The sequence below is a fragment of the Gordonia polyisoprenivorans NBRC 16320 = JCM 10675 genome (genome assembly GCF_000241325.1).
Lineage (GTDB): Bacteria > Actinomycetota > Actinomycetes > Mycobacteriales > Mycobacteriaceae > Gordonia > Gordonia polyisoprenivorans.
On record NZ_BAEI01000084.1, the window covers coordinates 39050 to 64820 of the forward strand.

General features: G+C 64.6%; 25 protein-coding genes. 16 read left to right on the plus strand and 9 right to left on the minus strand.

What is annotated here, in order from left to right:
* The first annotated feature begins 2 nt into the window (after positions 1-2).
* From GOPIP_RS22750 to GOPIP_RS22785, 8 genes are all read left to right on the plus strand, one after another.
* Positions 3-1079 (plus strand): acyl-CoA dehydrogenase family protein, encoded by a 1077-nt coding sequence (locus GOPIP_RS22750; protein WP_006372174.1) that lies wholly within the window; start codon positions 3-5, stop codon positions 1077-1079.
* 67 nt (positions 1080-1146) lie between these two features.
* Complete coding sequence (locus GOPIP_RS22755) at positions 1147-2313, plus strand: acyl-CoA dehydrogenase family protein (protein WP_006372175.1); 1167 nt, start codon at positions 1147-1149, stop codon at positions 2311-2313.
* Complete coding sequence (locus GOPIP_RS22760; protein WP_006372176.1) at positions 2313-3110, plus strand: SDR family NAD(P)-dependent oxidoreductase; 798 nt, start codon at positions 2313-2315, stop codon at positions 3108-3110. The genes GOPIP_RS22755 and GOPIP_RS22760 overlap by 1 nt, the downstream gene beginning before the upstream one ends.
* 1 nt (position 3111) lies before the next feature.
* Complete coding sequence (locus tag GOPIP_RS22765; RefSeq protein WP_006372178.1) at positions 3112-4308, plus strand: thiolase family protein; 1197 nt, start codon at positions 3112-3114, stop codon at positions 4306-4308.
* The gene (locus GOPIP_RS22770) at positions 4308-5534 is read left to right on the plus strand and encodes an acetyl-CoA hydrolase/transferase family protein (RefSeq protein WP_006372179.1); all 1227 of its coding nucleotides are present in this window, start codon (positions 4308-4310) and stop codon (positions 5532-5534) included. Before GOPIP_RS22765 ends, GOPIP_RS22770 begins: the two co-directional genes overlap by 1 nt.
* Before the next feature lie 47 nt (positions 5535-5581).
* The gene (locus GOPIP_RS22775) at positions 5582-6340 is read left to right on the plus strand and encodes an SDR family NAD(P)-dependent oxidoreductase (RefSeq protein WP_006372181.1); all 759 of its coding nucleotides are present in this window, start codon (positions 5582-5584) and stop codon (positions 6338-6340) included.
* 2 nt (positions 6341-6342) lie between these two features.
* On the plus strand, positions 6343-7185 hold the full coding sequence (gene menB, locus GOPIP_RS22780) for a 1,4-dihydroxy-2-naphthoyl-CoA synthase (protein WP_006372184.1): 843 nt from the start codon (positions 6343-6345) through the stop codon (positions 7183-7185).
* 23 nt (positions 7186-7208) lie between these two features.
* Positions 7209-8258 (plus strand): LLM class flavin-dependent oxidoreductase, encoded by a 1050-nt coding sequence (locus tag GOPIP_RS22785; RefSeq protein WP_006372185.1) that lies wholly within the window; start codon positions 7209-7211, stop codon positions 8256-8258.
* A 57-nt stretch (positions 8259-8315) separates the two neighbouring features.
* Here the strand turns inward: GOPIP_RS22785 and GOPIP_RS22790 are convergent, their stop codons facing one another.
* Positions 8316-9077 carry a FadR/GntR family transcriptional regulator gene (locus GOPIP_RS22790; RefSeq protein WP_006372186.1) on the minus strand — a complete coding sequence of 254 codons (762 nt, stop codon included), beginning with the start codon at positions 9075-9077 and terminating at the stop codon, positions 8316-8318.
* Between the two features lie 206 nt (positions 9078-9283).
* Between GOPIP_RS22790 and GOPIP_RS22795 the strand changes: the two genes are divergently transcribed.
* The 5 genes from GOPIP_RS22795 to GOPIP_RS22815 all read left to right on the plus strand — a co-directional run bounded on the left by GOPIP_RS22795 (position 9284) and on the right by GOPIP_RS22815 (position 13942).
* Complete coding sequence (locus GOPIP_RS22795) at positions 9284-10066, plus strand: enoyl-CoA hydratase/isomerase family protein (protein ID WP_006372187.1); 783 nt, start codon at positions 9284-9286, stop codon at positions 10064-10066.
* A 69-nt stretch (positions 10067-10135) separates the two neighbouring features.
* A complete protein-coding gene (locus GOPIP_RS22800; protein WP_006372188.1) occupies positions 10136-10948 on the plus strand; it encodes an enoyl-CoA hydratase/isomerase family protein in 813 nt (270 codons plus the stop codon).
* A gap of 49 nt (positions 10949-10997) precedes the next feature.
* Positions 10998-11810, plus strand: coding sequence for an enoyl-CoA hydratase/isomerase family protein (locus GOPIP_RS22805; protein ID WP_006372189.1), 813 nt, complete (start codon positions 10998-11000; stop codon positions 11808-11810).
* A 3-nt stretch (positions 11811-11813) separates the two neighbouring features.
* Positions 11814-12884 carry a phosphotransferase family protein gene (locus tag GOPIP_RS22810; protein WP_006372190.1) on the plus strand — a complete coding sequence of 357 codons (1071 nt, stop codon included), beginning with the start codon at positions 11814-11816 and terminating at the stop codon, positions 12882-12884.
* Positions 12885-12904: 20 nt separating this feature from the next.
* On the plus strand, positions 12905-13942 hold the full coding sequence (locus GOPIP_RS22815) for an Rv3169 family protein (protein ID WP_006372191.1): 1038 nt from the start codon (positions 12905-12907) through the stop codon (positions 13940-13942).
* A 375-nt stretch (positions 13943-14317) separates the two neighbouring features.
* Here the strand turns inward: GOPIP_RS22815 and GOPIP_RS22825 are convergent, their stop codons facing one another.
* The 8 genes from GOPIP_RS22825 to GOPIP_RS22860 form a co-directional block, all read right to left on the minus strand.
* A complete protein-coding gene (locus tag GOPIP_RS22825) occupies positions 14318-15256 on the minus strand; it encodes a PDR/VanB family oxidoreductase (protein ID WP_006372193.1) in 939 nt (312 codons plus the stop codon).
* Entirely contained in the window at positions 15253-15702 is a 450-nt protein-coding gene (locus GOPIP_RS22830) for a hypothetical protein (RefSeq protein WP_006372194.1), read from the minus strand. Before GOPIP_RS22830 ends, GOPIP_RS22825 begins: the two co-directional genes overlap by 4 nt.
* Positions 15699-16703: a phosphotransferase family protein gene (locus tag GOPIP_RS22835; protein ID WP_231386703.1), complete on the minus strand. Its 1005-nt coding sequence runs from the start codon at positions 16701-16703 to the stop codon at positions 15699-15701. The genes GOPIP_RS22830 and GOPIP_RS22835 overlap by 4 nt, the downstream gene beginning before the upstream one ends.
* Entirely contained in the window at positions 16700-17500 is an 801-nt protein-coding gene (locus GOPIP_RS22840) for an SDR family NAD(P)-dependent oxidoreductase (RefSeq protein ID WP_006372196.1), read from the minus strand. Before GOPIP_RS22840 ends, GOPIP_RS22835 begins: the two co-directional genes overlap by 4 nt.
* Positions 17501-17525: 25 nt before the next feature.
* Entirely contained in the window at positions 17526-18335 is an 810-nt protein-coding gene (locus tag GOPIP_RS22845; protein WP_006372197.1) for an enoyl-CoA hydratase/isomerase family protein, read from the minus strand.
* On the minus strand, positions 18332-19900 hold the full coding sequence (locus tag GOPIP_RS22850; RefSeq protein ID WP_006372198.1) for a class I adenylate-forming enzyme family protein: 1569 nt from the start codon (positions 19898-19900) through the stop codon (positions 18332-18334). Before GOPIP_RS22850 ends, GOPIP_RS22845 begins: the two co-directional genes overlap by 4 nt.
* Positions 19901-20102: 202 nt before the next feature.
* Positions 20103-21194, minus strand: coding sequence for an Rv3169 family protein (locus GOPIP_RS22855; protein WP_006372199.1), 1092 nt, complete (start codon positions 21192-21194; stop codon positions 20103-20105).
* On the minus strand, positions 21195-22427 hold the full coding sequence (locus GOPIP_RS22860; protein WP_006372200.1) for a cytochrome P450: 1233 nt from the start codon (positions 22425-22427) through the stop codon (positions 21195-21197).
* A gap of 149 nt (positions 22428-22576) precedes the next feature.
* On the opposite strand from GOPIP_RS22860, the gene GOPIP_RS22865 reads away from it, so the two are divergent.
* From GOPIP_RS22865 to GOPIP_RS22875, 3 genes are all read left to right on the plus strand, one after another.
* The gene (locus GOPIP_RS22865) at positions 22577-23131 is read left to right on the plus strand and encodes a cupin domain-containing protein (protein ID WP_020171884.1); all 555 of its coding nucleotides are present in this window, start codon (positions 22577-22579) and stop codon (positions 23129-23131) included.
* 122 nt (positions 23132-23253) lie between these two features.
* Positions 23254-24882: a flavin-containing monooxygenase gene (locus GOPIP_RS22870; protein ID WP_020171883.1), complete on the plus strand. Its 1629-nt coding sequence runs from the start codon at positions 23254-23256 to the stop codon at positions 24880-24882.
* A gap of 89 nt (positions 24883-24971) precedes the next feature.
* Positions 24972-25736: an SDR family NAD(P)-dependent oxidoreductase gene (locus GOPIP_RS22875; RefSeq protein WP_006372203.1), complete on the plus strand. Its 765-nt coding sequence runs from the start codon at positions 24972-24974 to the stop codon at positions 25734-25736.
* Positions 25737-25771 lie beyond the last annotated feature (35 nt).

Sequence of the window (25771 nt, forward strand, 5' to 3'; positions counted from 1 at the left end):
AGATGCATTGGGAATTGTCCGACGAGCAGGAACTGTTCGCCTCGTCATTGCGGGAATGGCTTGCTGCGAAGTTCCCCACCGACACCGTCCGCGAACTCGTCGATGCCGGCGACACCGCCGGATTCGCCGAGGCACTCGTCGGCGAGGGCTGGTGGGGCGTGGGTTATGCCGAAGACGTCGACGGTCAGGGTGGCGGAATCCTCGAACTGGCGCTTGCCGCTCGCGAATTCGGCCGTGCCGCGGTGCCCGACTCGCGATGGCTGGCCGCGGCGCTCAGCGCGCCGTTGCTCTCGGTCGAGGAGCTCGCCGCACAGGTCGCGGGGGAGAAGCTCTTCGTCGTCGCGGTGCGCGCCGACCGGGCGCCCGGTGACGGGGGCAGGACGCTGCGCCTGTCGGCGGACGGATCGACGGTGACCGGATCGGTCTCGCACGTTCTCGCAGCCTCGGACGCCGACGTGTTCCTCGTGCCGGTGCAAAGGCCCGAGGGCTTGGCCATCGCCCGCGTACCCGCTGATGGGGCGACCACCCATGCCGAGCACCTGTTGGATCGTTCTCGCTCGGCGGCGACCGTCGACTTCGATGCGGCGCCGGTATCGGCGGTCTCCTCAGACGGATCGTCACTGCAGCAGGTCGGTCGACGCGCTGCAGTGCTCATCGCCGCCGACGCACTCGGCAGTGCCGAGCGGATGCTCGAGCTCGCCGTCGAATACAGCAAGCAGCGCAAGCAATTCGGGCAGTTCATCGGGTCGTTCCAAGCGGTCAAACATGCGGCGGCGCAGATGCTGGTGACCGTCGAGTCCGCATACTCGATCGCTCTCTATGCGGCTGCCGCCGCCGATGCCGAACTCGCCGACGCCGACACGATCGCGGCCGTCGCGAAGGCACAGGTCACCGCGCCCGTGGCCGACCTGGCCGATTCTGCACTGACCGTGCACGGCGCGATCGGCTACACCTGGGAGCACGATCTGCATCTGTTCTACAAGCGCGCGAAGCTCGATCGCGTTCTGTTCGGGACGCCGGCGACATGGAATGAACGCATTGCTGCTGCGGTCCTCGATACCGCACCGTCCGAGTCGTGACCCGGCGTTAGGTTATTTGGTCAGTCCATATGTATAGTTACACGAACAAGTGCGAAGGAGGGCCGACGTGGATTTCGAACTGACCGAGGACCAGGTCACGATCCGTGACGCGGTCGCAGAGCTGGCGTCCAAGTTCGACGACCAGTACTGGCAGGAGAAAGACGAGAAGCATGAATTCCCGCGGGAGTTCTACGATGCCTTCGCCGAAGGTGGCTGGCTCGGGATCACCACGCCGGAGGAATACGGTGGTCACGGCTACGGCATCACCGAGGCATCCATCCTGCTCGAACAGGTTGCGGCCTCAGGCGCGGGGATGAACGGTGCGAGTTCGATGCACTTGTCGATCTTCGGTATGCACCCGGTGATCGTGCACGGCAGTGATGAGCTCAAGCAGCGGACGCTGCCGCGCATCGTCAACGGCGATCTCCACGTGTGCTTCGGCGTCACCGAACCCGGTGCGGGCCTCGACACCACCAGGATCACCACCTTCGCCAAGCGCGACGGCGACAAGTACATCGTCAACGGCCGCAAGGTGTGGATCTCCAAGGCCGTCGAGTCCGAGAAGATCCTGCTGCTGACCCGCACCCAGAAATTCGACGAGTCGCCACGCAAGACCGACGGTATGACTCTGTTCCTCACGGACCTCGACCGCTCCAAGGTCGACATCCGACCCATCAAGAAGATGGGACGCAATGCGGTGACCTCCAACGAATTGTTCATCGACAACCTCGAGATCCCGGTCGCCGATCGGGTTGGCGAAGAGGGCAAGGGATTCACCTACATCCTCGACGGACTCAACCCCGAACGCTGTCTCGTGGCGGCTGAAGCCCTGGGCGTAGGCCGGGCGGCACTGCGCGCGGGTGTCCGTTACGGCAACGACCGCGAGGTTTTCGGCCGGCCCATCGGCAAGAACCAGGGAATCCAGTTCCCGCTCGCCGACTCGCTCGCCCGCCTCGACGCCGCCGAGCTGATGCTGCGCAAGGCGACGTGGCTCTACGACAACGGAAAGCCTTGTGGCCGTGAGGCCAACACCGCCAAGTACCTCTGCGCCGACGCCGGCTTCGATGCCGCCGACCGCGCGTTGCAAACCCACGGCGGCATGGGCTACTCCGAGGAGTACAACGTCTCGCGCTACTTCCGGGAGGCACGTCTGACCCGGATCGCGCCGATCAGCCAGGAAATGATCCTCAACTATCTGGGATCGCACGTGCTCGGAATGCCCAGGAGCTACTGATGAGCGAGAACACCAGCAAGCAGACCCACGGCCCCAAGGGGCCTGACGTGTTCCGGCTCGACGGACGCACCGCACTGGTCACCGGCGCCGGCGGCGGCGTGGGTGCCGCCGTCGCCGAAGCCTTCGCCGCTTCCGGTGCGGCGGTGCTGGTCACCGACATCAACAAGGACGCCGCGGCGACGGTCGCCGCGCGTATCACCGAGGCAGGCGGTACCGCAGAGCCTTTCGCGTTGGACGTGTGTGACGGCGACAACGCACGGGATGCGGTCGCTGCGGCGGCCGCCCTGGGCAACGGCACCCTCAACATCCTGGTGAACAATGCGGGCGTCATCGCGCCGGCGATGTTCCCCAAGATGGACGAGGATCGCTTCCGCAAAGTTCTCGACACCCACCTGATGGGTAGCTATCACTGCAGCCACGCCGCGCTCGACGCCCTCCCCGAGGACGGCACCGGCCGCATCATCAACGTGACCTCGGCTGCCGGACTCACCGGAACCATCGGACAGGCCAATTACGGCGCAGCCAAGGCCGCGATCGTCGGTCTCACCAAGTCGCTGGCGCGAGAGCTTGCCAGGCAGTCGGTGACGGTCAACGCGGTCGCGCCGCTGGCTGCCACCGCGATGACCGAGAACATTCGCAACAACGAGAAACTCGCAGCCAAGACCCTGGCTCGTATCCCGTTGGGGCGCTGGGCATATCCGGACGAGATTGCGCCCACATTCGTCTTCCTCGCCTCCGACGCCGCCGGCTACATCACCGGGCAGATCCTCCCGGTCGACGGCGGGACGGTGATCTGAGATGGCCACCGTATCCGGACCATTCGTCAACAACGGCCACGAGGTGGTCATCGCCGAGGCTGTACGTACCCCGATCGGAAAGTCACACCCGGAGAAGGGATGGTTCCGCACAACCCACCCCAACGCGATGCTCGCCGCGTGCTACACCGACCTCATCGCGCGTTCGGGTCTTGACCCGGCAGTCGTGGAGGATCTGGTGATCGGCTGTACCGCACCGTTCGGCGAACAGTCCCGCAACATCGGCCGCAACGCATGGCTGCAGGCCGGCTATCCCGCCGAGGTGCCGGCCACCACCCTGGACCGCAGGTGCGGTTCGGCTCAGACCTCGGTGAATTTCGCTGCCGCGCTGGTGGCTTCCGGCGTACACGACGTCGTCATCGCCGGTGGCGTCGAGCACATGGGCCATGTGCCGATGAACTCCCCGGCCAAGATCAGCGAACTCTACGGGGAGCCGTGGCCCGCCGAACTGCGCGCACGCTACGACTTCGTCACCCAGGGTGAGAGCGCCGAACTCATCGCCGAACGATGGGATATCTCGCGCACCGAGATGGACGAGTTCGCCGTGCGTTCACACGCTTTGGCGACCGATGCCATCGAGGCGGGTCGCTTCGTCGACGAGATGGTGAAGATGGAACTCGACGGCGAGATCCGGATCGGCGACCAAACCGTGCGCCCGGGTACATCGCTGGAGAGTCTCGCCAAGCTCAAGACCGTGTTCCGCGAGGAGAACGGTCGGGTCACCGCCGGAACGTCGAGCCCGATCTGTGACAGTGCCGCCGCGGTCCTGCTGTGCACGCGTGAGGCAGCCGACAAGTACGGCCTGCGCATCCGCGCCCGGATCGCCGATCAGACCACCGTCGGCGTCGACCCGATCATCATGCTCACCGGCCCCATCCCGGCCACGCACAAGATCTTGAGCCGAAACAACCTGACCGTCAGCGACATCGACCTGTTCGAGGTCAACGAGGCCTTCTCGTCGGTGGTGCTGGCGTGGCAGCGTGAACTCAAGCCGGACGAGGACCGGGTCAACGTCAACGGCGGTGCGATCGCGCTCGGACATGCGGTGGGCGCGACCGGCTCTCGGCTGATCGCCACCCTGCTCTCGGAGATGGAACGTCGCGACACCCACCTTGGGCTGGTGACGATGTGCTGCGGTGGCGGTCTCGGTACGGGAACGCTGATCGAGCGGGTCGACTGATGGTCGATTTCGGTGGCGTGTTGCGTCCGGGAATGGGTGTGTGGTGGTCACAGGCCGCGGCCGAACCACGCCCGCTCGTCGACGAACTCCTGGCGCAGGCCCCGAAACTCGGCCCGCTGCGCCTGTTCACCGGTCTGAGCTGGAACGACCAACTCGCGCACCAGATGTCACCGACCGACACGATGGTGTCCTACGGTGGGCTCGGCTCGCTGCGGGAACTCGGGGCCACCGACCAACTCGACGTCGTCCCGTGCCACTATTCGGCGCTGCCGCGGATGTTCGCCGAACACCGGCTCCCGTGTGATGCGGGCCTGCTGCAGGTCTCACCTCCCGACGTCGACGGTATGTGTTCGCTCGGCATCGGGGTCGACTACATGGCCGACGCCGCCGAACACACCTCGCTGTTGTTCGCCGAGATCAATGCGCAGATGCCGCCGCTGCCCGGCTCACCGCGAATCCCGCTGACCCGCTTCGCCGCAACCCTCGAGACCGATCGGCCGTTGCAGGAGGAGAGCGTGCGCGCCCCCGGTGACCTCGATCGTGCGATCGCGGCCAATGTGGCGACCCTCGTCGACGACGGCGACACCGTCCAGGTGGGTATCGGCTCCACCGGCGCGGCGGTGTTCGACGCGCTGTCGGGACACCGTGATCTCGGGGTGCATTCGGGCATGCTCACCGACGGTGTGATGCGTCTGATCGACAAAGGTGTGATCACCGGTGCCCGCAAGCAGGTCGACGTCGGACTCGCGGTCGCCGGTACGGCTCTCGGGTCGGCCGAACTGTACGCGCGGGTGGCCGACCTGCCGATGCTGTTCCGTCCGACCAGCTACACCCATGCCCCGCAGGTCCTTTCGCAGTTGTCGTCGTTGGTCGCCGTGAACTTCGCGATCGAGGTCGACCTCACCGGCCAGGTCGGCGCGGAGATGAGCCGGGGCACCTACCTCGGTGCCGTCGGCGGGCAGGTCGACTTCGCCCGCGCGGCCGCGCTGACCGGAAAACGGTCGATCGTCGCGTTGCGCTCCACCATGCGTGGACGCTCGTCCATCAAGTTCGCCCTCGATGAGGGTGTGGTGACCACGGCGCGGGCCGATGTCGACTGCGTCGTCACCGAACACGGCATCGCCCATCTGCGTGGTCAGCCCCTGGCCGAACGCCGCAGGCGACTCATCGAGATCGCAGCGCCCGAATTCCGCGACGAACTCTCCAAAGCGGTGTTCGCCGCCTGAATTGCTCTCATCCGCAACAACTCCGATCACCCCACGAAAGGATCACCATGACCAACCGCGTAGCGCTCGTCACCGGCGGCGCACAAGGCATCGGCGAAGGCATCTCGCGCAGGCTCGGCGAGGCCGGCTTCCGGGTCGCGATCGCCGACCTCAACCTCGACGCCGCCCAGCAGACCGCCAAGGAGATCGTCGCCGCCGGGGGAGAGGCCATCGCGGTCTCCATCGACGTCACCGACACCGCGTCGGTGAAAGCTGCCGTGGAGAAGATCACCGCGGATCTCGGTCCGGTGGAGGTCGCGGTCAACAACGCCGGCTGGGACGATTTCATGAAGTTCCTCGATACCGACGAGGACTTCTGGAACAAGATCCTCGACATCAACTTCAAGGGCGCGCTGCGCGTCAACCACACCGTTGTCCCGGGCATGATCGAGCGCGGTTTCGGTCGGGTGATCAACATCGGTTCCGATGCAGGGCGTGTCGGTTCGTCGCTGGAGGCCGTGTACTCCGGTGCCAAGGGCGGCATCATCGCTTTCACCAAGACGCTTGCGCGTGAGGTCGCCACCAAGGGCGTCACCGTCAACACCGTCTGTCCCGGACCCACCGACACCCCGGCCCTGCGGAAGTTCGCCAACAATTCCGGCCAGGACGCGGACAAGGTGCTCGGCGGCATGACCCGATCGGTGCCGATGAAGCGACTGGGGCAGCCATCCGATATCGGAGCGGCGGTCGCCTTCTTCGCCTCCGACGAGACCGGCTACATCACCGGCCAGACGCTGTCGGTCAGCGGCGGCCTCACGATGGCCTGAGGGTGGGCGACACACAGGTGCACTGGTCGACGGTCCGTCGCTACGACGACGTCGACTACTCCCGCACCGACGACGGCATCGCCAAGATCACCATCTGCCGGCCCGAGGTACACAACGCCTTTCGGCCACAAACCCTCATCGAGATCTCCGACGCGCTCACCCACGCGCGCGAGGATCCGGGTATCGGTGTCATCGTGCTGACCGGGGAAGGCGACAAGGCGTTCTGTTCCGGCGGTGACCAACGGGTGCGCGGCGACACCGGCTATCTCACCGACCCGGAGAACCCCTCGGCCGTCGGGCGTTTCCACGTCACCGATCTCCAGGTACAGATCCGGCGACTACCGAAACCCGTGGTGGCCATGGTTGCCGGGTATGCGATCGGCGGCGGACACGTGTTGCAGATCGTCTGCGACCTGACCATCGCCGCCGACAACGCACGCCTCGGTCAGGTCGGTCCGCGGGTCGGGTCGTTCGACGGCGGCTTCGGCGCCGGACTGCTGGCCGACCTCGTCGGCACCCGCAAGGCGAAGGAGATCTGGTTCCTGTGTCGCCAGTACACCGCGCTGCAGGCGCTGGACATGGGGCTGGTGAACACGGTGGTGCCGCTGGCCGATCTGGAAACCGAGACGGTTCAATGGTGCCGAGAGATGCTCCAGCTCTCGCCGATGGCGTTACGTCTGATGAAGGCGAGTTTCCACGCCGCCGAGGACGGACTCGCCGGAATCCAGCAATTGGCACATGACACCAATCTGCTGTTCTACTCGACCGACGAGGCACAAGAGGGCCGAGAGGCGTTCAAGGCCAAGCGAACTCCGGACTTCGGCCGATTCCCGCGCCGATCCTGACGACACGTGAGAGGACCATCGACATGACCACCTTCGGAGTCAACGCGTTCGGCATCGGAACCGGACGGGAGCGATTCGACTCGATGGTCGAGTTCGCCAGGGTCGCCGAGGAGATCGGTTGTGCGGCGGTGTGGACGAGCGAACTCTACAGCCGGTCGGCCACCGTCCCGATGGCGATGCTGGCTGCCGGAACCGAGACGATCGCGATCGGCTCCAACATCGCCTACGGAGTTGGACGGAGTCCGCTGATGTGGGCCGCCGAGGCCCGTGATCTCGACGAATTGTCCGGCGGTCGCGTCATTCTCGGACTCGGCAACGGCACCCCCAAGATGATGGAAGCCTGGCACGGGGTCACCGGTGAGGCACCCGCGGAGCGGATGGCCGAGTTGCTGGTGGTGCTCAAGAAACTCTGGCGCCTGCACGAGGGGCCGGTACATCACGACGGACGCTTCTACCAGGTGCATGTCGCACCCACCTCCGATGTGCCCGAACCGGTTCGGGCGGAAATCCCGATCTGGGTGGCGGGCGTGAACAAGCTGATGCTGCGGACCGCCGGCCGATACGCCGATGGACTGGTCGGGCATCCCATGTACACGACGGAGTATGTGCGCGGGCCGGTCGCCGAGGAGATCGCCACGGGCGCGCAGCTTGCCGAGCGTGACCCGTCCGAGGTGACCATCATGGGAATCCGCATGTGCGCCATCGACGACGACGTCGACAGGGCCCGTCGCCAGGCCGCCTACGCGATCGGTCAGTACGCGGCCTCACGCGTGTACGACAAACTGTTCGCGCTGCACGGCTGGACCGCGGAACAGGAGCGTATCCGCGACGCCGCACGCAACCGCGACAGCGAGGGCGTGATCAATGCCGTCACCGACGACATCATCGACACCATCACCATTGCCTGTGCTCCCGGGGATTTCGCCGAGGCGATCGCCGGCATCGGCGAGGGCTTCGATCATCTTGACCTCATCGCGCCCCCCTGGGGGCTGTCGGATGTGGAGACGAGAGTTGTCAACAGTCACATCCTCGACGGCCTGCGCACGCACCTGTCGGCTCCGGTGAAGGCCTGAGCACATCGGCGTCCGGTCGCGGGTTGTGTTGCCCGGCCCCGTCATGGCGGTGCGCACTCAGTCGCGGATCTCGATCTCCGTGCGCTCCTCGACCTGCACGACCGCCTCGGCATAACCGTGCACATGCTTGGTCATGCGCCGGGTGGCCGCGGCCGAATCTCCCGCGCGGATGGCGTCGGTGATGGTCTTGTGTGCCTTGAAGGTGACCTTGCGGACCTCGTCGTCGACGAACGCCTTGTTCTCGGTCGAGCTGTAGATCGCATTGGACAGCGCAGTCATGAAGCCGGTCAGAAGCTCGTTGTGACTGGCGACGGCCACCCCGATGTGCCAATCGACGTTGGCCTGCAAGAACTTCTCGAGCGGATTGTCGAGATCGCCGATGACGGCGTTGGCCGCTTCGAGCGCTGCGATGTCCTCGTCGTTGCGGTACTTGGCGGCGAGTCCGGCACACGCCGGTTCGATCGCCTCGCGGGTTTCGAGGAGGTCGGTCAGACGCAGCTGTTGTCCGCGGATCAGCAGATTGACCGAGGTGGCCACCGAGTCGCCGCCCGGTTGCTGAACGAACGCGCCGCCGGACCGCCCGGTCCTGATCGCCACCAATCCCTGGACTTCGAGAATGCGCAACGCCTCGCGGACGGTGGTGCGACTCATCTTGGTCTGGGTGACGAGTTCTCGTTCCGGGGGGAGAGCAGTGCCGGACGGGAATTCACCGCGGAGAATACGTTCCCGCAGGTCGTTGGCGAGAACATCGGAGGCCTTGGGCACCTGCATCGGCTGCAGCTGAACCGGGTGGCGTGCGACCGCGCTCGGCTCGGGCATGGGTACCTGCTTTCTGTGCATATGGTCGGACCCAATTTACCAGTCCTCTGCCAGCGCGGGCGACTTCAACTCGCCCTGACGTCAAGCTTAGGTATTTTGGTCGTACCAAAATAATGGTTGACTAAAGATAGGTCTGCCGATAGCGTCGAGACGTCGGAGTGGCCGACGAACCCGGTGTCCGGTGCGGGCGAAATGTGAGGATGGACATGGCGGATCAAGCTCAGGACGTGGTCACCTGGAAGACGGCGTCGCCAGGTGTCACCGCGGTGACGCTCGAGCGACCGCCGGCCAACGCACTGGGTATCCCGCTATTGGACGGTCTGCACCTGGCCATGGACGCGGCCGAGAAAGCCGGGGATGTCAAGGTCATGGTGATCACCTCGGCCATTCCCGGATTCTTCGCCGCCGGCGCCGACATCAAACACCTCTCGTCCATCGACGCGGCGAGCTTCACCGCCTACGGCGACAAGATGCGTGAGATCAACGACCGTCTCGCCGCGTCGGAGTTGCTGTCGATCGCCGCGGTCGACGGCGTCGCTCTCGGTGGCGGACTGGAACTCGCCATGGCCTGCACTCTGCGAGTCGCGGGTCCGCGCGGCGCATTCGGACTACCCGAGGTCAAGCTCGGTCTGATTCCCGGTGCCGGAGGCACACAACGACTCCCGCGCCTCGTCGGGCGCGGTCGCGCGCTCGACATCATGCTCACTGCGCGTCAGGTACCCGCCGACGAGGCGTATCGGATCGGATTGGTGGACCGTCTCACCGACGGCGATGCGGTCGCCGAGGCGCTGTCGTTGGCCGATCAGCTCGTCGGCCCGTCGTTGCCCGCGCAGGTGGCCGTGGTCCGGACCGTGGACGCGGCATTCGATCTTCCGCTGTCGGAGGGCGCGCGCGTCGAGGTCGACGAGATCGGGAAGCTGTTCACCGACGGCGAGGCGGCCGAGGGGATTGCGGCGTTCGTCGACAAGCGCAAACCCCGGTTCCGCTGAGTACGGACACGCCGGCCAAGCCGCACCTCCTGAGTCCGCACACCACCACATACCGCCGCAAGGAGTGCCATGAAGACCTTGGATGAGAACTTTGACACCCTCCTCGCCGAGGAGGTCACACCGGGCGTCGTGCAGGTGACGCTGAACCGTCCAGACCGCTACAACGCGATGACCAACACCATGTTCGTCGAGATGGAACGACTCGCATGGGGTCTCGACGGTGAGGACGACCTCCGCGTCGTCATCCTCACCGGTGCAGGTAAGGCCTTCTGTTCCGGCTACGACCTCGCCGACGCCGACGATCTGCCGAACCTGGGAGCGTTGGGCATGCTCGACCAGCAGGAGCGCGCAGCCCGGGCGCTCGCGGCAATCAGGTCGCTGCGCGTACCGGTGATCGGCGCGATCAACGGCCCGGCGGCCGGTGGTGGCTTCTCCCTGGCACTGGCCGCAGACATCCGAATCGGCAGTCCCGCTGCGAAATTCAATGCGGCGTTCGTTCGCATCGGACTGTCGGCAGGAGACCTCGGCACATCCTGGTTGCTGACCCGGCTCATCGGACCGGCCAAGACCAGCGAGATCTGTTTCACGGGGCGGATCGTCGGCGCCGAGGAAGCCGCGGAACTCGGACTGATCAATTCGATCAGCGACCCCGACGACCTGATCGCCGATGCACTCGGTCTCGCCGAGCAGATCGTTGCCAATTCGCCCGGTGGCGTACAGCTGTCCAAGCGTGCGTTGCAGGCCAACCTGGAGGTCGGGTCCTATGCCACCGCAATCGAATTGGAGAATCGTGGACAGGCGTTGCTCACGCGCAGTCCCGACATGGTCGAGGCGCTCAACGCATTCAAGGAGAAACGTCGCCCCGTGTTCGAGGGCAAGTGAGTAGACCACCGATCGTTCTCGACCATCTCACAAGGCAAGGTGTCACCGGATGTCCATTCCATTCCCCGACCTCGAAACCCTGACGTTCGAGGAGGCCGAGCCCGGCATCGGCATACTCCGCATCAATCGCCCCGAGCGGATGAACTCGCAAACGGTGGAGATGTTCTCGGAGTTCCTCGCGGCGGGCCGGGCGCTGCGCGACAGCGGATTGCGGGCATTGATCGTCACCGGAGCCGGGAGCCGGGCCTTCTGCCCGGGTTTCGATCTCGACGAGATCCATGTCATCGCCGACATGGGGGTGCGGGAGTTCCTCAAGTTCCAGGAAACCGCCACCGGCGGAATCCAATCCATCCGACATCTACCGTTCCCGGTGATCGCGGCGATTCACGGGCCGGCGACGGGTGGCGGATTCTCGCTCGCCCTCGCTGCCGATATCCGGCTCGCCGCTCCGACCGTCAAGATGAGCGCCGCGTTCGTGAAGGTTGGACTCTCCTGCGGTGAACTCGGCACGTCGTTCAACCTGACCAGGCTGGTCGGCCCGGCCCGCGCGGCCGATATCGGTTTCACCGCACGGGTCGTCGAGGCAGAGGAAGCCCTGCGCATCGGTTTGGTCAACGCCGTCGTTCCGTCCGAGGATTTGCTGGACGAGGCTTTGGCGATGGCACGCCAGATCGCGCAGAACTCGCCGGGTGGGGTACGCATGTCCAAACGCGCCATTCAGCGCAACGCCGAAATCGGTTCGTATGAGGCCGCTCTGGAATTGGAGAACCGTGGCCAAGCACTGCTCACCCGCACCGCCGACATGCCCGAAGCCCTTGCCGCCTTCAAAGAGAAGCGCGCACCGGTCTTCCACGGGAACTGAGCAGTGACCGACTGGGACTGGAGCCGCCAGGAGCTCGCGCAACTGCAAGCATTCCTGGCCGAGCGAGGGCTGATGTCCGGCCCGATCAGCACTCGGCGGATCGGTGACGGCCACTCGAACCTCACGTATCTGGTGACCGACGGTACCGACACCGTCGTCGTCCGGCGTCCGCCACCGCCTCCGATTCCGCCGGGCGCCAACGACATGTTGCGCGAGGCGCGGATCATGTCGGCCCTGAGCACCACCGACGTCCCGGTACCGCGGGTGTTGGCCACCGCCGGCGAGGGGGAGGTCATCGATGTGCCCCTTTATGTGATGACCTTCGCGAAAGGCCCGGTGGTGACCACCGAGACACCGCACTCGCTGAGCACCACGCAGACACGGCGGGAGATCGGTTTGGCGATGGCCGACACCCTGGCAGCGCTCCACGATGTTGATTGGCACGCAATCGGTTTGGGCGACCTGGGGCGACCTGAGGGATTCAACGCACGCCACGTCTCACGGATGCGGCGACTGGTCGCCGACGCCGAGGGAAATGCGCCGGCCGAGTTCGCCGACATCGACGACTGGCTCCTGGCTCACACGCCGCCCGAATCCGGTGCGACCCTGGTGCACTGTGACTTCCGGATCGGCAACGTGGTACTCGAGCCGGACCCACCGGGCCGCGTCGCGGCCGTGCTCGACTGGGAACTGTGCACCCTCGGCGACCCGCTGCTCGACGTCGGATACCTCGCCGCGACCATCCCCGAGCCCGGGCACGACCCGAATCCGACCGCAGCCCTGGGCACAGCGATGCTCGAAGCCGGATTTCCCACCCGCGCCGAGCTCCTGGAGCGCTACGCGGATCGCAGCGGACGCGACCTGAGCACCCTCGCGTGGTACACGACCCTCGCGCTGTGGAAACTGGCCGTGCTCTACGAGTACAGCCGTCGCCGAGTGCTCAACGGCATCGGCGACCCGTACTACGCCGACCCGTCACTGGTGACGGCATTTCTCGCCGACGCACGCCGCGCAGCAGGTTTGAGCGGGACCACCGGTCTGCACGCCGGTGCTTCCGACAGCCGACGCACATGACCGCACCAGAAGGAGATCTCATGGCCGAACAGTCGAACACCATGACGCAGCGCGAGTTTCACGACCCGCTCGTGGACCCGACACGAACCGACCTGCCGGACAAGTTCTTCGACCGCTTCGTGTTCAACCTGCACCCCGAATCGGCGACCGTGCCGTCGATACTCATGGGGTTCGGGATGTACCCGACCAAGAACACCGTCGACGGATTCGTCGTCGTGTCCGACGAGACCGATCAGCGCAACCTCCGATTCTCCACCGAACTCTCCGACACCGACGGCGACGGTGGGGGGCCGTTCCGTTTCGCCGTTGTCGAGCCGAACCGGGTCTGGCGGCTGACGTTGGCGGACAACCCCATCGGGGTCGCCTTCGATCTCACCTGGCGCGCCCGCACACCTGCGTGGTTCGGCACAGTTGCGGTCGACAATGCCGGTGGCGAGTCGACCTCCTTCGAGCATCTCTTCCAGTCCGGTCGCTACGAGGGCACCCTGACCATCGACGGCACGACTCACGCCGTCGACGGTTGGTACGGACAACGCGACCGTTCGCGGGGAGTGCGCACGATGTCCGGCGGCCAAGGTCTCCACATCTGGTACCAGGCGCAGTTCCCGGATCTGTCCATTGGATTCCTGCTCGTCGAAACCCGGGATCATCAGCGGCTGCTCCTCGAGGGAGCGGTGATGCACGAGAACGGCCTGGTCGATGACGTCACCGACGTTCGTCATCGTCTCACCTTCGACGACAACCGCGACCTCGTCGAGGGCGTGGTCGAGGTGACCACCGAGTCCGGTCAGGTCTTCACCGTCGACGCCGATGCCCGAGCACGGGGCGGCTACATGGCCGGTGCCGGCTACGGCGGGCATCACGGAAAGCAACTCGGCCGCGATCACGTCGAATCCGACCGGTATCCGTTGGACGGCACCGTGAATCCCAGCACCGTCGACTCCGCACTGACCGATCGGCTGTGCCGGTTCGACTGGAATGGGCAGCAGGGCAGCGGGATCTTCGAGTTCGCCCTCACGCGCAGTCGCCGATTCAGCTACTCGGCGACGTTGAGTTGACCGACGATCCCGCTCCGGCGCCATCCGGCTGACACCGTCGGATCGGCTGATGGGCGCACGACGGTTGTTGTGCTTCGTGGTCGCCACCGACCCCGGGGTATACCCCCCATACCTGGTGGGCGCGCGCGGCGCGCCCGGGGGCGGGATCGCCCCCATGCTTCCGACCCGGCACGGAGCCGTCGAACACCGCACTCACGCCGCTCCTCGGACCACCCGCGCAGAGCCTCACTCTGTTCCGCACGCTCATCTCCTGTCGTGCGGCGGCGTCCTGTCGGTTCGTGTCGGCCAGCTGCTGGTGATGGTCGGCGATGGAGTTCGCGATATGGCGGCACGCTCCCACACACCACGCCGTTGCGGAATCGACGACAAGAACCACTAGATATCGAGGATGATCCGATCTTTCGTGGTGCGAGAGCAACAGATCATCATCGACGAGTTGGTCGCTCGTTCTTCTTCGGTGAGGACCGCGTCCCGGTGATCGACTTCTCCTGCGAGAACCTTTGTCTCGCAGGTCCCGCAGACTCCCTCGCCGCAGGACGACGTGACGGAGATTCCCTGTGCTTCGAGGGCCTCCAGTATGCTGACGCCGGGGTCGACGGTCACGGTCAACCCCGACTTCTGCGCGACGACATCGAATGATCGATCAGCTGTGCTGTCGACTTGCACCGGCACGAAGCGTTCGACATGAAGACTCCCAGGCGGCCAGGAACGGCAACCCCGCTCCATCGCCTGCAGTAGGGGTTCCGGACCGCAGGCGTACACGGCGGTGCCGAATTTCGGTGTCCCCAAGGCGGTGTCGATATCGATCAGTCCGCATTCGTCCTGCGGCGCGAGTACCACCCGATCGCCGAAACCGGCGAGCTCGTCCGCGAACGCCATCGATTCTCGAGTCCGCCCCCCGTAGACGAGTCGCCATTGATTGCGCTGTTCGGCTTCCAAGTTTCGGATCATCGACAGAATCGGGGTGATACCGATCCCACCGGCGACAAAGATGTAATCCTCGGCGTCCACCAGGTCGAAATGGTTACGGGGGCCGCTCACGGAAATGGGATCTCCGGCGTGCAGGTTGTCGTGAATCCACTCCGACCCGCCGCGTCCGGCTGGTTCGCGGAGGACGGCAATGGTCCAGTTGTCGCCGCCGCACAGTGAATACTGGCGGATCCCGTTGTCGGGTAGATGGATGTCGATATGAGATCCCGGCGCGGCCGTCGGGAGCGGAGCTCCTGAGATCGCGGTCAGCTCGAAGGAGGCGACACCACTCGCTTCGACGGTGCGGGCGCCCACGCGTACTTCACGGATGTCGTTCGTGGTCATTCGGCCACCCCGAGTGCGTATTCCGCGCGATGGACCATTCGCGTGTGCAGTGCCATGAGAGTGGCGCGAGCCCGGGCATCCCGGGTGCTGGTGTGGCGGATCTCGCGCTGGATCTTCTCGAGCTCGGTCTGCAGGGCGATATTGACTTCGACAGCCTCGTCGAAGTCGGTCGAGGCCGCACGCGCTGTCATCTGCGCGTCGTGAGGCGACCGGTCGCGGGTTCGACCCAGTAACTGGGACAACGTGGTCAGGGTTTCGTCCAGGTCGGCGTTGTCGGACACGATGTAACCGTGTTGGCGATCCCAGCTGCGCGCGACCTGCTCGAGTACGTGAAGGGCAGCGCGCATCTGGCGGGTCGCCACTCCCGGAGGGAGCTCGGAAAGCACTTGGTCTCGGAGCTCACGGTGTACTCCCGTCAGCAGTTCGCCGGGCGTGGGAAGGATCATTGCTCCACTTCGCTTTCAGCTTCGGCGATCCAATCGACACAACGTCTGAGTGAAGGTGCCACCGTGCGTGTGCGGTCGATCAATCGGAGGTTGTGCACGGAGCCGGTGGAAAACGACGTCGCGCCGCGCAGACTGATGATCACGTACTTGAGCTCGGCCAGTATCCGGTGCCACCGCAGCGCGGTCAGATCCACGGGGACCCCGGTGGCCGATTCATAGGCCGCAACGAATTCGGTCAACGGGACGAATCGCTCGGGGCTCCACAGTGCACGATAGGCCCAGGCGATGTCTTCGAGCGGGTCACCGATGTGCGCCAGTTCCCAGTCGAGGATGCCGACAATCGCACCGGCTTCGTAGAGGACGTTCCCAGGACGGAAATCGCCGTGCACCAGCGTGGTGCGATGAATGTCCGGCCGGTTGTCCTCGAGCCAATCCAACGCCCATGACACCGTGGGCAGTGGCTCTCGTCGAACCTGGGGGAACTCGTGTCGCAGTCGCTCGACCGGTTCATCGACGGCCGTCATCTCAGGTACCGGAACCTGATGAAGCTCGGCGAGTGCGTGCGCGAGGTCGAGCGTCCGGTCGCGTCCGATGGACGGGTCCGCGTTGAGGAACGAGACGGCGTCGGTGTGACCGGACAGGCGCTGCAGCAGGACCGCCGATCCGCTGAAACACCGGGCATCGGGATCCTGTGCCCACACTCGTGGCGAGCGCACCGGATGCTCGGACAGCGCTGCGAGCACCTGGTATTCGAGCGTCGGATCGGCGAGTACCTGCGAGCCCTGCTGGCGGACGAGGAGAATCATCTCCTCGACACGACGCTCGCCGTCGGTGGTCCACGATGCCGTGAGTGTCCAGGCTTGCCGAGCATTACCGCCGAACACCCGCTGCGGCTCGCTGATCGACACTTCGCCCGCATCCGGGATGCTGTCGGCCAGCATTTCTCGGACGCCGTCGACTATCGCCGCGGAGTCGGTCGGATCTCGTAGGGCCGCGCTCATCGGACGCCGGCAGCGACCCGGAGTGTCTCTCCGGTCACCGCGTCGGACTGCGGTTCGAGGAGGAACGCGATTCCCTCGCCGAGATCGGCCGGGGTTGCCAGGTCACCCAGTGCGGTGTAAGCGAGGTGTCGATCCCGGTAGCCCTCGTCGATCCATTGCTGAACGCGATCGCTGAGCACCAGTCCGGGCGCAATGCAGTTGGCGCGAACGCCTTGGCGGCCCATCTGCATGCTCAGGCTCTGGGTGAGGGCGACGACGGCGGCCTTGGCAGAGTTGTATGCGGCGTTGCCGAGCTCGAGACGGTTCGCGAAGGCGGCCAGCGATGCAACGTTGACGATCTTGCCGTAGCCCTGTGCCACGAAGTGCTTTTCGAGCGCGCGGCACATGAGGAATGCGCTGTTGACGTTGAGAGCGAACATCTGGTTCCAGGTGTCCAAGGTGAACGATTCCAAACTGACGTCGTAGACGTCACGGTCGATATTCACCATTCCGCCTGCGACGTTGGCCACCCCGTGCACGGCGCCGAACTCGCTGATCGCGTAGTCCACCGCTGTGGCGACGTCGGACTCGGAGGTAACATCGACCTTGATGGTCCGCAGGGTTCCCGGCAGTTCTCGGGTCTCGGTCTCGGTCTCGGCGAGGCGTCGCGAGCTTAGGTCGACACCCACGACCCTGGAGCCTGCCCCCAGGAGTCTGGCGACGGCTGCGCGGCCTATTCCGCCGCCGGCACCGGTGACGATATAGGTCCGCTGATCCAGGGGGAGATCGAGCCGGGGTGGTGCGATGAAGGTGGTCATGGATTCTCCGATCGGTGGTGGGAAATCAGATGAATGAGCGTTGGGGGAACTGTGGGGCTCTCTTGTCTTGTAGTGCTGAAAGCCCTTCTGCGGCTTCAGGTCCGGTGAATCCGAGAATGCCAAATGCGAGCGACGCCTCGAATGCGGGCCATGCGCTCTGTACCCAGTTGTTCAATGATTGTTTGGTCCAGCGAATCGCACTGGGCGCCCCTTTGGCGAGTTTGGCCGCCACCTCGAGTGATCGCTCGTCGACCAGTTCGTCGGCGACACAGAAGGTCACCAACCCGATCCGCTCGGCTTCCTCACCGGTGAGCGGTTCGCTGGTCATCAAATAGTACTTCGCCTTGCTCAGACCGCACAGCAGTGGCCAGATCGCGACCGCGTGGTCATCGGCCGCGACGCCCAGGTTCGTGTGTCCGTCAACGATTTTCGCGGTCTTTCCGGCGATACTGACATCGGCGAGCAGGGCAGTCGCCAGACCGCCGCCTGCTGCCGCTCCGCTGATCGCCGACACGATGGGCTTGCCGCAGTTCAGCATGTTCCGGACCAGCGACCGCCCTTCTTTCCACATCTGGCAGCGGAAGTCGTAGTCATCGATGATTCGTTGGACCATGTCGAAGTCTCCGCCGGCGCTGTAGGCGCGACCGCGTCCACCGATCACGACAGCGCTGACCTCCGGGTCGGCGTCGATCAGCTGCCAGATCGCACTGAGATCCTGGTGCATCTGGAAGTCCAGTGAATTCATCGGCGGTCGGTCCATCATGATCCGAAGGACATGCGGGACGGGGTAGTCCAGATCCAAGCTCTCGTAGTCCGGGTAACCTTTGGCAGTCATATCGTCTCTCCTGTTCCGATTTCTTTGCGTAGCGCCGCTTTTGCCACTTTTCCGTAGACCGCGCGCGGCAGCTCGTGGCGAATGAGGACTCGGCTGACCCGCTGGTATTTCGCCAACTGGTCGTTCACCCAGACCCGGAGGTGTTCGGGGTCGATGGATGATCCGGGTGTGCAGATGACCGCCACGACGGGCGTCTCACCCCATTTGGGGCTCGGGATGCCGACCGCAGCCGCCTCGCTGACGTCCGGGTGATCCATGAACACCCGCTCGATGTCGGCGGCGAAGATGTTGATTCCGCCGGACTTGATCATGTCCTTGAGCCGGCCGGACACATAAAGGAACCCGTCGTCGTCGAAATGACCGAGATCGCCGGTGCGCATGAAAGTGCGGCCGTCGGGTGAGGTCCACATGGTGCGGCTGGTGAGCTCGGGATTCTTGTAGTAGCCGGTCATCATCCCGATGGAGTGGGCGACGATCTCGCCGGTTTTCCCCGGGGGAAGTTCAGTGCCCTGCTCGTCGATGACGCGCAGGTCGTCGAGCATGATCGGCTTGCCGACGGAATGCCGCTTGCCCCGCCGTGCGTCCTCGGGAAGCCGGAGAGTCGCGAACCCTTCGGAGAAGCCGTACACCTCGTGGAGTCCCGCGTCGGGGAACAGTCCCTCGATCGCCTCGTAGGTCTTGTCCGCAAGCGGTTGTCCCGATGTGACCAGGCATTGCAGGCTACCGGCATCGAACTCGCGGGCCCTCGGGTGCTCGAGGATCGCAATCCATTGCGTCGGAACGAGAAACGCGTGCGTTCCTCGATGACGTTCGACGGCCGTCAAGAAGGCTTCGGCGCTGAATTTGGGCAGTATCACCACCGTGCCGCCGCGGTACATCGTCGGCATCATCGTGATCCACGTTCCGGATGCATAGGGCGGCGTACCGAGGACGGCCACCGAGTAGCGATCGACCTTGAGTCCCATACCGAATCCATACGGGTACATCATCCGGCTGACGTGTGTGTGCTCGACGCCCTTCGGGTGCCCCGTCGTTCCCGACGTGTAAAGGATCGTGATGATGTCGCCGGGCTCGATCTTGACGTCGGGGGCCGTGGCGGACGACGCGTCCATCAGCTCGCGAACCGATTCCCACCCTTTGCGCGTGGATCCGAATGTCAGCCAGAGGTCGGCGCGGACCGAGGTCAGTCGATCACGAACCGCATCGAGGACCGGTTCGGTTGTCGCCGTCGCGACCACGGCGACCGCGTCGGAGTCCTCGGTCAGGCGAACGAGTGATTCGCCGTCGAGCATCACATTGAGCGGCACCGTGACGCACCCGGCTTTGGCGCTGCCCCAGAATGCCAGGAATGCCTCGAGAGAGGACGACATGAACAGGGCGACCTTGTCACCCTTACCGAGCCCGCGCTCGCCGAGGACGTTGGCGAATCGATTGGTCTCGGTGTCCAATTCCCGCCAGGTGAGACTCTGCTCTTCGCACACGACGGCGAGCGCATCTCGGTTCACCCGTGCGTTGTGCGCGATGACGTCTGGACACATCAAGGCGAAGTCATACTTCAGACTCATGGAAAGATCCTCTTGGGTGTCGGGCGCTTGGAGCGCCTTGCCGGCTGATGATGTGGTCTGTGCGATCTGCGCCGCGCAGCTGAGATGAGACACTAGTCACGTTCACGATATGGCGACCAGACCCGGATTCCCGGCTCCTGTGACGGCGAACAAAGGTGCGTCGGTGTGGACATATCGACGGCTTGACGTCGGGCGGTCACGCTCAGTTCAAGAGATTCCAGCCCGGGCGTCCGTCGACGCACGCTTGGTATACGTCGGGCTCGAGCGGCTGCATCACCCCAGTGGTCGCCACGGCGTTGCCCGATACCCGGCAATGGTGTTCGTTGAGACCACTCAGTCGGCTCCGCTGCGCGGGATCATTGACATCGAAAAAGTCCCATTCGACCCGATCGGCACCCTGGTACTGGCCGTGGTGTATCCCGGATTCTGGTGTGCCGCCGTAGAATCCGCATTTCATGTAGGCGGTCTGGTTGCCGATCCGCTCCAGATTAAGTGTCCGACGTGAACCGTCGTCGAGCGTCAGGTCGAGGACGCCGCCGGTGAAGACGTGAGTGTCCGGTTCGAAGCGCAGATGCCGCTCGATCCGGTGCACCGCACCGGCGCCCGGACGGGGGTCTTCGAACGGATACAGCAGTCGTTTACCCCAGACACCGACATCGCCGAGGTCGATCCACAACCCGCCCTTCCACCCCGGCCGATGGGTACGGCCCTTGTTGAGAGCCGGTCCACCGACTCCCCGTCCGACGCCCCAATGCCGGTCTCGCGTTCCGTGCGCCTGACCGGGCGCCCAGTGGATTCGTTTGTCGCCGAACTGAATCCAACCGACAAGTCGGCCGAAGCCCTCGAAACCCGCGGTAACCTGACGCTCTTCACCGTGCACCTCCGGCCCCCACGCCGCGGCGTACTCCTGGCGATGTGTGTCGACCCACATGAGGTCGAATGAGAACCCCCAGTCGCCCGGCTCCACCCGGTGGCGCCATCGCCGCAGACCATCGATCACCTGGGGATGAATCGGGCCGCGCTCGAGCACCGACGTCGACTCGGTGTCGACCGTCCCCATCGCTCGCACCGACCGGTGCTCGCCGCGGTGGTTGACGATTGCGTAGGTCTCCATCCGACCCAGATTCGGGTACCAACTGCCTCCTGTTGCGATGATCAGATCACCGGTGTCGTCGTGCCAGACATTCCAATGGCGTTCGAAGAATCGGGGGTCGGTCGAGGGTGTATCGGTGGGCGCAGACTGGGGGTTGGCGCTCGTGTGACCGAAGGAGTCGTCTGCGGCTGTCAGCTTCACTCAGCCCTCCGGGTCGAGGATGATCGGAAGCCGTTGGGGTCCGCGGGCCACCATCGAGTTGGTCCACGGGATGGAGCTCGTCGGTTCGCCCAGCGTCAGGTTCGGGAACCGTTGCAGTAATTGGGTGAAGGCGATCTGTCCTTCCAGCCGGGCCAGCGGTGCGCCGAGGCAGAAGTGGACTCCCTTGGAGAAGGCGAGGTGCCCGTTGGGCCGTCCCTCGAGGCGCAGTTCGTCGGGTGAGTCGAAGACGATCGGATCTCTGTTGGCCGCGGCCAACATGGCGAAGATCCGGTCGCCTGCCTTCAATGACTGGCCACCGAGATCGACGTTGGTCGTCACGAGCCGGCCGGTGGACAAGACGGGCGAATCGAAACGGAGGAATTCGTCGATGGCGGTCGGGATGAGCCCGGCAAGGTCCGCGCGGAGTCGTGCCGCCGCCTCGGGCTGGTCGTGCAAGGCGAGGATTCCGTTGCTGAGCAGGTGGGCGGTGGTTTCCTGGGCGCCGTTGCCGATCATCATCATGGCCGCGACCAGCTCATCCTCGGTCATGGTCTCCCCGCCGACCTCCAACGTGATCATCCGGGTGAGAACATCATCGCGCGGGTTCTGGCGACGATCGTCGATGAGGCCTCGGAACAGTCCGGCCATCGACTCCGCACCGTGCTTCGCCCGCCCGTATTTGTCCTCGACTCCTCGGGAGCTGCCGATGAACAGCATCATCTCGTCCGACCACTGCTTGACTTCCGCGAGTCGCTGACGCGGCACACCGAGAAGGTCCATGACGACGTAGCCGGGAAGCCTGAGCCCGACCTCCCGGAAGAAGTCGAACGGTGTGTCGGTGGGCAGTTCGCCGAGGATCTCGTCTGTGATCTCGGTGATCGCCGGAGCCATCGTGGCCGCCATGCGGGGATTGATCACGTTGGTCAGGTACTTGCGCAGTCTGGTGTGATTCGGCGGATCCTGGAACACCATCCACAGCGACAACCAGCGGAGGACATCGGCTGCGTTTGCGCGATCGACATCCGATAGCCGTCCATGCACAGCAACGATGCGATTGGCCGAGAACACCGCAGGCGTGGTCACCACGGCGTTGACGCTCTCCCAATCAACAGCGACCCAACCCGACAAGACATCGGACCAGAACACCCCGTTCTGTTCGCGAAGCTCCGCGAATACCCCGTAGGGGTCTCGTAGCTGGTCGGGATCAGTGGGGTCGTATGCGGTGGCGATCATCAACATCATCTCCAGTCTGTTTGGGCCTCACACTCGCATGTACCCCCCGAGGAAACGAGCGGCCGGCCGCGTTGCGTTTGTACTCGCGAACAAAGGGCGCCGAGTACGACTCTTCCCGGACCGATGAGACCGGTGTCACACTCCTGCCCATGACTCTTCCAATCAAACGCGTCGTCACCGCCGTCACCGCCACAGGTACTTCCGTCGTCGTCGAGGATGCGCCGCTCGACCCCGTCGAACTCGCTCTCATGCCCGGCGTACAGATGTTTCAGATCTGGGGCACCGAGGGATCGATCACCAGCCCGGTGGCCGACCCCAAACCCGACAACACCACCTTCTTCCCTGGCGCCGGCGGCACGCGCTTCGGATTGTTCCGGTTACCTCCGGAGCCGAAAGATGAGTTGGTCCAGGATGATTCCGTCGACGACGAGACACTTGCGGCCGGTGCCGCCGAAGCCGAGAACAAGGTTCCGGGGTTGCTGGCCATCTTCGAACCCGACGCGCCCGGCATGCACCAGACCACTTCGGTCGACTACGTGATCGTTATCGAGGGTGACCTCTGGGTCGAACTCGACGACGGAGTCGAAGTCCACCTTCCGGTCGGTACCTGCCTCGTGCAGAACGGCGCCCGGCACGGCTGGCGCAATCATGGCGATGTCCCCGCGACGCTGGCCTACGTCATTCTCGACGCCCAGAATTCCTAGCCGGTCCCCGGCGGTGCGCCGGGCTCCATTCCGAGATCACATTCATCTTTCGCTCCGCCGGAGCGCAAGGCCCTGCTGGTCGCGCCGCGATCAGAATTCTCTCAATGAAGGGGAACCTTTTCATGCCCATCTCAAGCAGCCCCGATGTCGACGCAGTGGTGGTGGGGGCCGGGTTCGCCGGCCTCCGCACAATCCACTCCCTCCGGGGTCTCGGTCTGTCCATGCGCGTTTTCGAAGCCGGCGACGACGTGGGCGGCACCTGGTACTGGAATCGGTATCCCGGAGCCCGAACCGACACCGAAAGCTGGGCCTACTGCTTCTCGTTCGATCAGGAGCTTTGGGAACAGTGGCCTTTCAAGGAGAGATTCACAGCGCAAGGCGACGTTCTCGAGTATCTCCGTGCAGTCGCCGACAGACACGGCATGCGTGAGGTCATCCAGTTCTCGACGAGAGTCGTGGCCGCCAAATTCGACGCCGAGGCGAATCTGTGGCGGGTGCAGACCGACGACGGCGTGGAAACATCCTGCCGATGGCTGATCACCGGCCTCGGATGGCTCGGAATCGCCTACAAGCCGCCTTTCGAGGGTGCCGATCAGTTCGAGGGGGAGTCCTACGTCACGTCCCAGTGGCCTCATGAACCGGTCGATTTCGCCGGCAAGAAGGTGGCGGTGATCGGGACCGGGGCCACCGGTATCCAGGTCATCCAGACACTCGCTCACATTGCCGGGGATCTTACCGTTTTCCAGCGCACCCCCAACTACGTCATGCCCGGCCGCAACCATGCGCTCCCCGACGAGCAACTGGCCGGATTGCACGACCGTTTCGAGGAAACCTGGGAACAGGCGTACAGCCACGTGTTCGGTTTCCCGATGGAGCCCGCGAACCGTCTCGGTGGCGGACTGAGCGATCAGGAGTTGGAGAAGATCTTCGAAGCCGGCTGGGAAGCAGGCGGATTCAGATTCATCTTTCAGACGGTCGATGACATGCTGGTCGATCAGCGGGTCAACGACGCCGCCTCAGAATTTGTCCGTGGGAAGATCCGCAGTATCGTCAAGGATCCGAAAACTGCCGAGATGCTTTGTCCCACGACACATCCGATCGGAGGCAAGCGGCCTCCGCTCGGGAACTTCTATTACGAGGCGTTCAATCGGGACAACGTGCACCTGATCAGTGTCCGAGAGGACCCGATCGAGGAGATCACCAGGACCGGGATCCGCACCCGATCGGGCTCTCACGACTTCGACGTGATCATCTACGCGACCGGCTTCGACGCGATCACCGGGCCCTTGGCAGAGATGAACGTCGAGGGCCTCGATGGTCGGACGATCGAGTCGGAGTGGGCGTCGGGAGGACAGATGTTCTTGGGCTTGTCCGCGGCAGGATTTCCCAACATGTTCAGCGTCCTCGGGCCCCAGGCTCCGTTCGCCAGCCACCCGCCCGTCATCGAGCGTCAGGTCGAGTTCATCGAAAAGGTGATCTCCCAAGCACTCGAGATCGGATCGGTTCGCGTGGAGACCACCCAAGAGGCACAACAGGACTGGTCGGATCAGTGCGATGCAGTACTCGATGCCACGCTGCTCAAGCAAGGCATGGGTGATCGACCGTGGTTCCTCGGTGCGAATGTTCCGGGCAAGGAGCCGAGCGCCCTGTGCTATCTCGGAGGCATGGGTGGCTTCATCGCGGCGGTCGATGCCGAGGTCGCGGCGGGGTTCCCGGGCTACCGGTTCAGTAAGGAACCGGCTCGTCTCTGAGCAAGTCCGGATCCGACTCCGGCCCGTCGTGATAGCTCGTTCGTGTGCCGCCGAACGAGCTATCAGCCATCCCTCAATGGAGAATCAGTATGTTCGAAAGTCCATTTCACTCGCTTGACCTCACCGGCAAAACCATCATCGTCACCGGCGGCGGCAGCGGAATCGGCCGCGCGACATCGGTCATGTTGGCTGCGCGCGGTGCGCACGTGGCGATCGCCGACCGCGATGACGAAGGGGGCCGTGCGACGGCCGCGCAGATCGCCGACAGTGGCGGCAGTGTCCGCTTCATCCGCACCGATGTCACCGATGAGGACAGTGTTCACGCACTCGTAGACGGCGCGGTCGACACCTTCGGCGGCCTCGATGGAGCGTTCAACAACGCCGGGATCGCTCCGCAGACTCACCTGCACGAAGCCACTCTCGACCAGTGGAACAGTGCGATCGCGGTCAATCTCACCGGCATATTTCTGTGCATGAAGTACGAGATCGCGCACATGCTCGACAACGGGGGCGGCTCCATCGTCAACACATCGTCCCTGTCGGCCAACAACACCGTGCCCGGTATGCCCGCGTACATCGCGAGTAAAGCCGGCGTCATCGGTCTGACCCGGTCGGCGTCGCTCGACTACGCCCGCCACGGAATTCGTGTGAACACGATCCTGCCGGGCACCATCAAGACGCCGATGCTCGGAGCGGTGATGGACGATCCCGAACTCGCGGCGCAACTCGAAGCCACGATGCCGCTCGGTGACCCCGCCAGTGTCGCCGAACAAGCTGCATGGCTGCTGTCGGATGCCTCGCGGTTCTCGAGCGGTTCACGCTTTCTGGTCGATGGTGGCGCCGGCGTCCTGTGACGTCGTCAGCCCGGACAACTCTCTGCGAACTGACC

What these genes read in the sequence shown, in the direction of transcription:
- GOPIP_RS22750 (WP_006372174.1), top strand. Translation starts at nt 3, where the DNA reads ATGCATTGGGAATTGTCCGACGAGCAGGAACTGTTCGCCTCGTCATTG.
- GOPIP_RS22760 (WP_006372176.1), top strand. Translation starts at nt 2,313, where the DNA reads ATGAGCGAGAACACCAGCAAGCAGACCCACGGCCCCAAGGGGCCTGAC.
- GOPIP_RS22765 (WP_006372178.1), top strand. Translation starts at nt 3,112, where the DNA reads ATGGCCACCGTATCCGGACCATTCGTCAACAACGGCCACGAGGTGGTC.
- GOPIP_RS22770 (WP_006372179.1), top strand. Translation starts at nt 4,308, where the DNA reads ATGGTCGATTTCGGTGGCGTGTTGCGTCCGGGAATGGGTGTGTGGTGG.
- GOPIP_RS22775 (WP_006372181.1), top strand. Translation starts at nt 5,582, where the DNA reads ATGACCAACCGCGTAGCGCTCGTCACCGGCGGCGCACAAGGCATCGGC.
- GOPIP_RS22785 (WP_006372185.1), top strand. Translation starts at nt 7,209, where the DNA reads ATGACCACCTTCGGAGTCAACGCGTTCGGCATCGGAACCGGACGGGAG.
- GOPIP_RS22790 (WP_006372186.1), bottom strand. Translation starts at nt 9,077, where the DNA reads ATGCCCGAGCCGAGCGCGGTCGCACGCCACCCGGTTCAGCTGCAGCCG.
- GOPIP_RS22795 (WP_006372187.1), top strand. Translation starts at nt 9,284, where the DNA reads ATGGCGGATCAAGCTCAGGACGTGGTCACCTGGAAGACGGCGTCGCCA.
- GOPIP_RS22800 (WP_006372188.1), top strand. Translation starts at nt 10,136, where the DNA reads ATGAAGACCTTGGATGAGAACTTTGACACCCTCCTCGCCGAGGAGGTC.
- GOPIP_RS22805 (WP_006372189.1), top strand. Translation starts at nt 10,998, where the DNA reads ATGTCCATTCCATTCCCCGACCTCGAAACCCTGACGTTCGAGGAGGCC.
- GOPIP_RS22815 (WP_006372191.1), top strand. Translation starts at nt 12,905, where the DNA reads ATGGCCGAACAGTCGAACACCATGACGCAGCGCGAGTTTCACGACCCG.
- GOPIP_RS22825 (WP_006372193.1), bottom strand. Translation starts at nt 15,256, where the DNA reads ATGACCACGAACGACATCCGTGAAGTACGCGTGGGCGCCCGCACCGTC.
- GOPIP_RS22830 (WP_006372194.1), bottom strand. Translation starts at nt 15,702, where the DNA reads ATGATCCTTCCCACGCCCGGCGAACTGCTGACGGGAGTACACCGTGAG.
- GOPIP_RS22835 (WP_231386703.1), bottom strand. Translation starts at nt 16,703, where the DNA reads ATGAGCGCGGCCCTACGAGATCCGACCGACTCCGCGGCGATAGTCGAC.
- GOPIP_RS22840 (WP_006372196.1), bottom strand. Translation starts at nt 17,500, where the DNA reads ATGACCACCTTCATCGCACCACCCCGGCTCGATCTCCCCCTGGATCAG.
- GOPIP_RS22845 (WP_006372197.1), bottom strand. Translation starts at nt 18,335, where the DNA reads ATGACTGCCAAAGGTTACCCGGACTACGAGAGCTTGGATCTGGACTAC.
- GOPIP_RS22850 (WP_006372198.1), bottom strand. Translation starts at nt 19,900, where the DNA reads ATGAGTCTGAAGTATGACTTCGCCTTGATGTGTCCAGACGTCATCGCG.
- GOPIP_RS22860 (WP_006372200.1), bottom strand. Translation starts at nt 22,427, where the DNA reads ATGATCGCCACCGCATACGACCCCACTGATCCCGACCAGCTACGAGAC.
- GOPIP_RS22865 (WP_020171884.1), top strand. Translation starts at nt 22,577, where the DNA reads ATGACTCTTCCAATCAAACGCGTCGTCACCGCCGTCACCGCCACAGGT.
- GOPIP_RS22870 (WP_020171883.1), top strand. Translation starts at nt 23,254, where the DNA reads ATGCCCATCTCAAGCAGCCCCGATGTCGACGCAGTGGTGGTGGGGGCC.
- GOPIP_RS22875 (WP_006372203.1), top strand. Translation starts at nt 24,972, where the DNA reads ATGTTCGAAAGTCCATTTCACTCGCTTGACCTCACCGGCAAAACCATC.